The organism is Aeromicrobium sp. (assembly GCF_025965075.1).
GTDB lineage: Bacteria > Actinomycetota > Actinomycetes > Propionibacteriales > Nocardioidaceae > Aeromicrobium.
Genome location: NZ_JAOPXQ010000036.1, coordinates 1 through 9,535 on the forward strand (window position 1 = coordinate 1; position 9,535 = coordinate 9,535).

At 67.9% G+C, this 9,535-nt stretch carries 8 protein-coding genes; 5 read left to right on the plus strand and 3 right to left on the minus strand.

Going from position 1 to position 9,535, the window contains the following annotated elements:
* Positions 1–1,474: type IV pilus assembly protein PilM (pilM, locus tag JWQ91_RS02175; protein ID WP_366521342.1), on the minus strand; the 1,474-nt coding region annotated here is incomplete at its 3' end.
* A 90-nt stretch (positions 1,475–1,564) separates the two neighbouring features.
* On the opposite strand from pilM, the gene JWQ91_RS02180 reads away from it, so the two are divergent.
* From JWQ91_RS02180 to JWQ91_RS02200, 5 genes are all read left to right on the plus strand, one after another.
* Entirely contained in the window at positions 1,565–2,731 is a 1,167-nt protein-coding gene (locus tag JWQ91_RS02180) for a PilT/PilU family type 4a pilus ATPase (RefSeq protein WP_297780199.1), read from the plus strand.
* 20 nt (positions 2,732–2,751) lie between these two features.
* The gene (locus tag JWQ91_RS02185) at positions 2,752–3,243 is read left to right on the plus strand and encodes a hypothetical protein (RefSeq protein WP_297780202.1); all 492 of its coding nucleotides are present in this window, start codon (positions 2,752–2,754) and stop codon (positions 3,241–3,243) included.
* A 16-nt stretch (positions 3,244–3,259) separates the two neighbouring features.
* Entirely contained in the window at positions 3,260–4,951 is a 1,692-nt protein-coding gene (locus tag JWQ91_RS02190; RefSeq protein WP_297780205.1) for an ATPase, T2SS/T4P/T4SS family, read from the plus strand.
* Positions 4,952–5,114: 163 nt separating this feature from the next.
* Positions 5,115–6,314 carry a type IV pilus twitching motility protein PilT gene (locus tag JWQ91_RS02195; RefSeq protein ID WP_297780208.1) on the plus strand — a complete coding sequence of 400 codons (1,200 nt, stop codon included), beginning with the start codon at positions 5,115–5,117 and terminating at the stop codon, positions 6,312–6,314.
* Positions 6,315–6,341: 27 nt separating this feature from the next.
* Positions 6,342–7,556: a type II secretion system F family protein gene (locus tag JWQ91_RS02200; RefSeq protein ID WP_297780210.1), complete on the plus strand. Its 1,215-nt coding sequence runs from the start codon at positions 6,342–6,344 to the stop codon at positions 7,554–7,556.
* Between the two features lie 9 nt (positions 7,557–7,565).
* Here the strand turns inward: JWQ91_RS02200 and JWQ91_RS02205 are convergent, their stop codons facing one another.
* Together JWQ91_RS02205 and JWQ91_RS02210 are read right to left on the minus strand one after the other, a co-directional pair.
* Entirely contained in the window at positions 7,566–8,873 is a 1,308-nt protein-coding gene (locus JWQ91_RS02205) for a hypothetical protein (RefSeq protein WP_297780213.1), read from the minus strand.
* Between the two features lie 89 nt (positions 8,874–8,962).
* On the minus strand, positions 8,963–9,535 hold a 573-nt coding region (locus JWQ91_RS02210), incomplete at its 5' end, for a hypothetical protein (protein WP_297780215.1).

Below are 9,535 nucleotides of genomic sequence, written 5' to 3' on the forward strand. Positions count from 1 at the left end.
AGGCCATGGTCTTCGAGACGGTCACCTTCTGCTGCTCGACACCGGCGACGAAGGTCTTGACCGGTTGCAGGACGTTGGTGCGTTCGGTGAGCCGGGACGTCTCGGCCGTCTCGACGGTCAGCAACGCTTCGGCGTCCCCGACCCGCATCATCTGGAGGCCCCAGCCAGCGGTGGCGACGGACACGAGCACGAGACAGCCGACCGCAAAACGTATACGCAGACGTCGGACAGCGATGCGTCCGAACGACCACGGGGAGAGCAGGTTGACCGACGGCAGGACGGCCGCGACCTGCTTCCGCTTCGCCTCCGCGCCTCGGGCGCCCCCGGCCCGCAGACACAGACCGGCCGGGATCATCAGGGACGTGTCGTCAATCTCGGTGTCCCGGCCGCGGCCGGCGGTCCGCACCCGATCGGTGAGGGCCATCTGCTCCACCGGGACGCCGAGCCTCTTCTGGAACAGCTGCGGCAGTCCACCGAGCCGACTGCCCGCGCCCGCGAGCAGGACCCGTGCCAGCTCGGGACTGTCTGCGTCACGCACGTAGTCCAGGGTCGTCGCGATCTCGGCAGCCAGCGCCTCGGCCTCAGCGGCCACGACGCGCTGGGCGGGGTGGTCCAGCCCGTCCGCGCGGGGGACCTCCGGCTTCACGGACGCGTGGCCGGGCAGCCCGACGACCACCTTGGTGCGTTCAGCTTCGTCCCACGTCCAGTCGTAACGCTCCTGAATGGCCTGTGACATCGCGTCGCTGCCCACTCCGGGCAGCATCCGCACGTAGCGCGGCTGGCCGCCCTGATGCACCACCAAGGTCACGACGTCGAAACCGATGTCGACCAACGCCTCCAGCGGAGCGGTCTCGTCCGGCTCCGACGGCAAGCACATCAGCGCCGACCGGACGAGCGCGAACGGCACCAGGTCGACGCTCACGGCGCGGAGGCCCGCGCGGTCCACCGCCCCCACGAACGCGTCCACCATCTCCCGAGCGGCGGCCACGAGGAGCACGCGCGCCACGCGCCGGGGTGTGCCGTCCTCGCCCTTGAGCTCCAGGTCGTCGAGCAGGTGGTAGTCGAGATTGGCGTCGTCCACCGCCATCGGCAGCGCATCCTCGACCTGATAGCGCAGTGCCCTGCCGAAGTCGGCCGGGGCCATCCAGTCCAGGTCCATCTGTCTCACCAGGACGCCGGCGTTGGCCACTCCCAGCACGACCGTCTTGCTCCGGAACCGCCCGATCGACCACAGCTCGGCGAGTGCAGCGGTGAGAGCGTCAGGGTCGACGACCATCCCGGCACGCACGACCCCCGGGGGAAGCCTCAGCTCGGCAAACCTGCGAAGACGAAGCCTTCGGCTGCCTGTCGAGAACTCCCCGGCCCGCAGACCAGAGCTGCCGATGTCGAGACCCACCAAGGTGCGTGCCATGTGTCCTTCACTTCGCGTCGGCCACCCGGTCCACGACGATGGATCCCGAGCCATCCTTCTCATCGGCGCGGGACAGCCTCGGCTTGAGGCCTGGGAATTTATCCGGCGTCGACTCGGCAGTCCAGCGGCTCACGAGCAGACTTCGGCGCTAACGTGTCGCCTGGACGGAGGGTCCGTCCGGACGAAAGATCATGCGGAGGCGTCGGCGAAGTGACCACGCAAATCGCACCGTACTTGAATGCGGTGGTCGTCAATCATGGGTCGGACCTCCACATCAAGGTCGGCAGCCCCCCGAAGATTCGCATCTCCGGATCCCTGGTCCCGTTGCAGGTCGATCCTCTGACGGCCGAGGTGGCCGAGGCGCTCATCCTGGAGACGATGCCGCGTGACGTCGAGGACAGCTTCGCCGCCACCAACGAGGCCGACTACGCACTCGACGTGCCCGGCATCGGCCGGTTCCGGGTCAACGCCTTCCGGACCCGCGGCACAGCTGGCTGTGTGCTGCGGCTGGTCGGCGACGAGCCGATGTCACTCGCAGCGCTAGGCCTGCCCGACGTCGTCGGACAGCTGGCCCTGGAGCCCCGCGGCCTCCTGCTGGTCACTGGCCCGACAGGCTCGGGCAAGACGACCACCATGGCGGCGATGGTCGACGCGATCAACGAGAGCCGGGCGGTGCACGTCCTGACCATCGAGGACCCCATCGAGGTGATCCATCGCGACAAGCTGGCCAGCGTGAGCCAGCGTGAGCTCGGCACCGACACCGCTGACTGGGCGACGGCGCTGCGTGCTGCAATGCGCCAGGACCCGGACGTGATCCTGATCGGCGAGATGCGCGACGCCGACACGGTCAAGGCTGGTCTCTCGGCCGCTGAGACAGGCCACTTCGTGATGTCCACCCTTCACACGACGGACGCCAAGGAGACGATCAACCGCATCATCGACTTCTTCCCGCCGCACGAGCAGAAGCAGGTACGACTGGGTCTGGCCACCTCCCTCAGAGGCATCGTCTGCCAGCGGCTCGTGCCCCGCGCCGATGGACAGGGCCGGGTGGTGATCATGGAGATCGCGGTGAACGGCCCCCGCCTGGCCGAGGCCATCGCCGATCCTGACCGCACTGACACCATCGACGAGATCGTTGCCGGGGGCGGGTACTCCGGCATGCAGACGTTCGACCAGCACCTCGTCCGGCTCGTGCTCGACGGCATCGTGTCCATCCCGGCGGCCAAGCTCGCGTCGTCGAACACGCATGACTTCGGCGTCATGCTGAAGCGTGCGGGCCTCGATCCCACACTGGTCGACGCTCCGGTGGGAGCCGCGTGAACGTCACGCCGCAGTCTGGATTGCCAGGCGACGCCGTCTCGGCCGGCACGCCGCCCGAGCGCGAGCCGAGGAGCCTGACCTTCGACGAGCTGCGGGCGTACCGCCAGCACCTCACGGCCGAGGAGGACAAGGTCTCGTACTGGCGGCGGCTCGCCCACGCCCGGATCGACGTCCTCGAGGCCGGCGCCCACAGCGAGGGCAACCTCAGCTTCGGCGATCTCGTGCGGGCGTTGGGGGACACGGGCACCGGTCAGGCACGTGGCCTGCTCGCCAGCATCCGAGCGGCCGACCCGCTGCCCGACCTGCCCGATCTGGCCGACATGTGGGCCAAGGAGGTGGATCCTCACGACCCGGAGCAGGTCGCCGACGCAGTCGAGCGGATCCGCTCCGCTGTCGAGCAGCTGACCCGCTACCGCCGGGCCCTGCATGCGCGGATCGACGAAGCCAGCGCCGAGCTGATCCGTCGCTACCGCGAAGACCCGCTCCTGGCCCTGTCCATCCTCCCCGACTAGGCATGCAGGAGCCACCGTGACGCCCCACCAGTCAGGCAACACCGCCCGGGCGCTTCTCGACGCCGGCCTGGTGACGCCTGAGCAGCTCGCCGACGCGGAGCGCACGGCCGAGCTCGGGGCGCACAACGCCCTCGAGGTGCTGGTCGACGAGGGCATCGTGCGCAGGGACGACCTGATGCGGACCGCTGCCGAGTCGGTCGGACTTTCGTACGTCGACCTGACTGAGTACTCGGTCAATGCCGGCGCCGCCGCTGCGTTGCCAGCCGAGTTCGCGCGTCGGGCGTCGGTCCTGCCGATCGACTGGGACGAGGACGAGCTGGTCGTCGCCGTGACCATCAGGCAGGCCGGGAACATCGAGCTCAAGGACGACATCAGCCGGTTGACCAGGCGCCGGGTGCGGTTCGCCGTGGCGAACCGCACCGACATCGTGACCAAGCTCAACCAGATCTACCGTGCAGAGGGCGAGCTCGACGACCTGACCTCGAACCTCGTGTCCAACGAGCAGTCGGCCGACGATGACCTCGACAGCTTCACCGAGGTCTCCGACGAGGCTCCCGTCGTCCGCTTCGTCAACCTGCTGATCTCCCAGGCCATCAGCGATCGTGCCTCCGACATCCACATCGAGCCCACCGAGCACGATCTACGGGTCCGCTATCGCATCGACGGTGTCCTGCAGGATGCCCACCGCTCCCCCAAGAACATCCACAACGGCGTCGTGTCGCGGCTCAAGATCATGGCCGAGATGAACATCGCCGAACGGCGCATCCCCCAGGACGGACGGATGTCGGTGAACCACCAGGGACGGCGCATCGACCTGCGCGTCGCGACGCTGCCTACGGTCTGGGGCGAGAAGGTCGTGGCACGCATCCTGGACAACAGCAACACCTTGCTGGGCCTGGACGACCTCGGCTTCTCCGCCGGCAACTTCGAGCGGTTCGAGCGGTCGTTCACCAAGCCCTACGGCATGATCCTGGCCACTGGTCCGACCGGATCGGGCAAGTCGACGACTCTCTACGCGACGCTGAACCTGCTGAACAAGCCCGATGTCAACGTCATCACGGTCGAGGACCCGGTCGAGTACCGGATGACCGGCATCAACCAGGTGCAGACCAACGCCCGGGCCGGACTCACCTTCGCCTCGGCCCTGCGCTCGATCCTGCGGTCGGATCCCGACATCATCCTGATCGGTGAGATCCGTGACCACGAGACAGCGCAGATCGCGATCGAGGCCGCCCTCACCGGCCACCTGGTGCTGTCGACCCTGCACACGAACGACGCACCCTCGGCGGTGACCCGTCTTGTGGAGATGGGGATCGAGCCGTTCCTCGTCGGGTCGGCGATCGACGCGGTGCTCGCCCAGCGGTTGTGCCGATCACTGTGCGACCGCTGCCGGGAGCCGTACCAGCCGGAGGCCGAGGAGCTCGACCGCCTCGGCATTCCGTGGGACCCCGAGGCGGGCGTGCCGACGCTGTACCAGCCCGGCGGCTGCTCGAAGTGCGCCAACACGGGCTATCGCGGACGGATGGCTCTGCACGAGGTCATGACGGTCACCGAGGAGATCGAACGCCTCGCCGTCGCACGTGCCTCCACCGACGACGTCGGTCGTGCCGCCCGGGCCCAGGGCATGGTCACGCTCCGTCACGACGGCTGGCTCAAGGTGCTGCAGGGCCGGACGTCCATCGAGGAGGTCCTGCGCGTCGTCGTCTGAGCCGGTCTCCCGGCGCGGGACCCTCAAGATCGTGACTGCCGGAACCGATGCTCCTAGCGGCTCCGAACGCCCGCTCCCCATCGACCGTAGGACAGACGTGAACCAGTTCTCCTCGCCCGTTGACTCGGGTGGTTTCGGGCTCCCTTTCGCGGGGTCCCCGCAGGTGGCACCTGCGGCCACCGTGCCGGTCGGTCCCCCGCAGGTGGCACCTGCGGCCGCCGTGCCGGCCGCTCCCCCGCGGCAGGCGCCGCCCGCTCCCGCACCCACCGACCGGCGCCTGGTCCTCGACGACCTGCTCATCCACGTGCTGGAGCTCGGCGGATCCGATCTGCATCTGACCACGAACGCCCCGCCGACCGTCCGGGTCCGCGGTGACATGCAGGTGATCGACGGGTACGCCAAGCTGACCCCGAGCCAGCTGCAGGAGACCCTCTACGGCGTCATGACGGAGCGGCAGCGCAAGGTCTTCGAGGAAGAGCTCGAGCTGGACTTCGCCTACGCCGTCCCCGGTCACGCCCGGTTCCGCGTCAACGTCTTCCAGCAGCGTGAATCGCTCGGCGCCGTCATGCGCGCGATCCCGTGGGAGATCAAGCCGCTCGAGGAGCTGGGCATGCCTCCGGTCGTCGAGAGCTTCGCCCACCTCAAGCGTGGACTCGTGCTGGTGACCGGCCCCACGGGTTCGGGCAAGTCCACCACGCTCGCGGCCCTGATCGACAAGATCAATCGCTCCCGGCGCGGTCACATCATGACGATCGAGGATCCGATCGAGTTCTTGCACCAGCACCGGGGCTGCCTGGTCAACCAGCGGGAGGTCGGCCAGGACACGCACGGCTTCCGAGGCGCCCTCAAGCACGTGCTGCGCCAGGATCCCGATGTCATCCTCGTCGGTGAGCTCCGCGATCTCGACACCATCTCGGTCGCCCTGACCGCCGCCGAGACCGGTCACCTCGTCTTCGCCACGCTCCACACGCAGTCCACGCAGGACACCATCACCCGCATCGTCGACGTGTTCCCGGCCGATCAGCAGCAGCAGGTCCGCACCCAGCTGGCCGCGACCCTCCAGGGCGTGCTGTGCCAGACCCTGGTCAAGACCGCGAACGGCAAGGGCCGCGCGGCCGCCGTGGAGATCATGGTCTGCAACTCCGGCATCAGGGCGATGATCCGGGACGACAAGCTCCAGCAGATCCAGGGCGCGCTGCAGTCGGGGGCCAAGGACGGCATGCAGACGTTGAACGCCGATCTCGCGGGACTGGTCAAGACAGGCCGGATCAGCTACGAGACGGGTGTCGAGAACTGCTCCAACCGTGCCGACTTCGACACTCTCGTCAACGCCGGCGGCACCGCTGCCGACGGCCGGCGCTGACGACACCGACGAGCATCGAGGAACTCCATGACCACGCAGCAGTACTCGTACAAGGTCCGAGGACCCGGCGGCAAGCTGGTCGAGGGCAAGGTGGAGGCCGCCTCGGAGGCGGCCGTCGCCGAGAAGCTTCGTGGCATGGGCTACGCCCCGCTCGAGGTGCGTCCCGCCAACGCGGGCATGCAGAAGGAGATCAGCTTCGGGCGCAAGAAGCGCGTGAAGATGAAGGACCTCGCGATCTTCTCCCGGCAGTTCGCCACCATGATCGACGCGGGCCTGACGATGCTCCGGGGACTGACGATCCTCGCGGAGCAGTCGGACAACCCCGAGCTGCGCCGAATCCTGCGCAGGGTCAAGCAGGACATCGAGGCCGGCATGAGCCTGTCGGCCGCGTTCGCGAAGGACGACATCTTTCCCCCGCTGATGGTCAACATGACCCGAGCCGGTGAGGCCGGCGGGTTCCTGGACGTCACGATGCGTCAGATCGCCGACAACTTCGAGGCCGAGGTGAGACTGCGCGGCAAGATCAAGGCGGCGCTGACCTATCCGATCGTCGTGTTCGTCCTCGCGATGCTCATGTGCGTCGGCATGCTGGTCTTCGTCGTTCCCACCTTCGAGGCCATGTTCAAGGACCTGGGTGGCACCCTGCCGCTGCCCACCCAGGTGCTGGTCGTCCTGTCCAGGTCGATGCGGTTCATGCTGCCGCTGCTGGTCGTGCTCGCCGTCGTCGGCTTGTGGTGGTGGCGCAGGTTCGGCAAGACCGAGCCGGTGCGCAACGTCGTCGATCCGCTGAAGCTGCGGCTGCCGGTGTTCGGCAAGCTGTTCCAGAAGCTCGCCCTGGCTCGCTTCGCCCGCAATCTGGGCACGTTGCTGTCCTCGGGCGTGCCGATCCTGCAGTCGTTGGAGATCGTCTCCGAGACCACGGGCTCCGTCGTCATCTCCCGGGCGCTCAAGGAGGTCCAGGAGTCGGTGCGTCGCGGCGAGTCCGTGTCGGCTCCGCTGGCGGCGCACCAGGTCTTCCCGCCGATGGTCGTGCAGATGATCGCCTCCGGTGAGGAGTCCGGCGCCATCGACAAGATGCTCCAGAAGATCGCGGAGTTCTACGACGACGAGGTCGAGGCCACGACCGAGGCGCTCACCGCCCTCATCGAGCCACTGATGATCGCGTTCCTCGGCGGCGTGGTCGGGTCGATGATCATCGCCCTGTACCTGCCGATCTTCAAGGTGTTCGAGCTGATCGGCTGACCGCCTCGGTCAGCCGAGTCCGCGGTCCTCTTCGCGGTACGACGTCACGGCAAAGTCCATCAGGCCGGGACTCGGGTTGGCCAGGAAGCAGGCGTCCATGGTGATGTCCACGTTGCCGACCAGGTTGATCGTGTCGGCGAAGATCGTGCCGATGAACGTCGCGTTGCCGTTGGCCTTCGTGAGCTGCCCCAGGTTGGGCGACTTCCCGGTCAGGATCAGCGACGCGGCGAGCTTCTGATTGGAGTTCAGCTTCGCGTTGCCGCCCTCGATGACGATGATGAGCGATCGCGAAGGACACGACGGGGCGGTGCCGGACGTGTTGGTGTCACGGCCGAACCCGGTGATGTCGTTCAGGTTCACGGTGCCGCCGGTGTCTGTCCCGGCGAGGTCGAAGAACATGACGGCGTTGGCCTCGTCCGGACTGCTCCAGTGGCTCGAGGACTGCCAGTAGTTCCCCTGTGACTGCGCCAGCATCCGCAACGAGTCGATGCGTTCCTGGCTCAGCTCCGGCTGGAAGCCGAAGATCTTGAACAGGTCGGCGTCGGACTTGATCTGCGACGACACGTCCTTGGTGCCGTCGCCGTTCGTGTCATATGTCGAGTAGTACTTCGCCCACGGACCCGACCCTGCCATCCGCGGGTCGTAGCACCCGTCCCCCGCCGTCAGCCGTCCGCCGAGACGATCCTGGTCGTAGGGATAGCCGGTGCTGCACGGCCTGGCCGAGTGGATCGAGTTCGTGGTGGTGCAGCCCTTGGACCCGGTGATGGTCGCCGACGAATGGACGCCGACCGGGATGCCGTCGTAGGCCAGGTCGAAACCGTTCATCGCGATCTTCGACCGATCGTTGACGCAGCTGGTCGAGAAGACGCTCTGGTTGGTCACCGACGCGCTGCCACCCCCACTGACGGACCGGGCGAAGACTCCCTTGGGCACGTCGCTCCTGGTGACGCTCACCTCGGCGGTCACCGGTCGTGAGGCGGCGCCGGCCGCCGAGCCGGTGGAGTGGATCTGGTAGACACCGGGATCGTTCTGGGGGAAGGGCGTGACAGGCTTGATCCAGACCTTGTACGACTGACCTGCAGCCCCCGGCAGGGTCACCGAGGCGGGGGTCGTCGAGCTGCCCCACGGATTGCTCGGGCAGGTGGGCGAGCAGTCCAGGCCACGGACTCCCGAGCTCCGCAGGTAGGTGACCGCCTGAGCGACGCCCGCGTCGGCCGCGCTCAGCGCCGCGCCGGCCTGGCGCGAGCGCCACGACGCCTGCAGGTTGTTGATCGTCACGACCGCAACGGTCGCGCTCAGGACGGTGACCAGGGTCATCACCATGAGCGTGAGGATCATCGCCGAGCCCCGGTCCTGCCATCGGACGCCAGCATGGTCGGGACGGGTGGAGTGGATGGCGTGCATGTTCAGCCCCGGTTCCGGAGGTCGACGCGTGTGGTGTAGGTCTGGGCGCGGGCTCCGTCGAGGACCGTCATGGTCACGCCGATCAGGTCGAGCTTGAGCAGCTCTGGTCCGTCAGGCACGCCGTTGCCGTTGCCGCCCGCCGCCGGCACGTCGATTTCCTGCCAGGTGGTCCGCCCGTCCCCGTCCGCGTCGAGCTGCCATTCGCTGCTGCGAAGGTCCAGCGTGAGCGCGGAGACGTTGGCGGCCAGCAACGGCCGGGTGATGGACGTGCCGGAGGCGTCGTTGACGGTCAACGACAGCCGATCAGTCTGCGGATCCCACTCGTAGGTGAGGATCTCCGGATCGGCGGCGTTCAGGTCCTGGGCACCGTTGCCGTCGAAGTCCGTCCAGAAGGTGTGGGCGGTGCGGTCGGCGGAGGCGGAAGGCAGCGACACCGCCGTCACCTGGGCGGCTTGCCGCAGCTCACGACTGAGACGCTCCACGGCCAGGCGGGACTCCTCGTTGATGTTCGACAGGGCCCGGACGTTCTCGGTGACGTTGCCCGTCGAGAGGGCCAGGCCCAGCAGCAGGCTGCC